At 77.3% G+C, this 326-nt stretch carries 1 pseudogene; it reads right to left on the bottom strand.

The window, feature by feature from the left end:
• Positions 1-46 precede the first annotated feature (46 nt).
• Positions 47-326, bottom strand: a pseudogene (locus GM672_RS28730) (hypothetical protein); the annotation flags it as partial.

Consider the following 326-nt stretch of genomic DNA (forward strand, 5'->3'; position numbering starts at 1 on the left):
CTGCCGAGCCGGCCGCCCCAGTGGCGCAGCTGCCACGCCAGCGCCGTCATGGCGCGCCGCTCCCGGCATGGCGCCACTGGGCCTGCAGGGCAAAGCGCAGGGCCGGGATGTCGCCCTGCCGCCCATCCTGCTGGGAGACCAGGTGCACCCGGGCCAGCGCACCGGCATGGCCCAGCGCCGCCACGTACGCCTGCATGGCGGCCGGCCCGCGCGCCGCCCCTTCGATGGCCAGCGCGCCGGTGGCGGCGTCGGCCTGGAGGGACAGCATGGCGACGTCGCTCAACGGCACCGCCTCCAGGCTGTCCAGCAGGCCGGCCCAGTCCAGG

It is taken from the genome of Pseudoduganella buxea (assembly GCF_009720835.1).
Taxonomy (GTDB): domain Bacteria; phylum Pseudomonadota; class Gammaproteobacteria; order Burkholderiales; family Burkholderiaceae_D; genus Rugamonas; species Rugamonas buxea.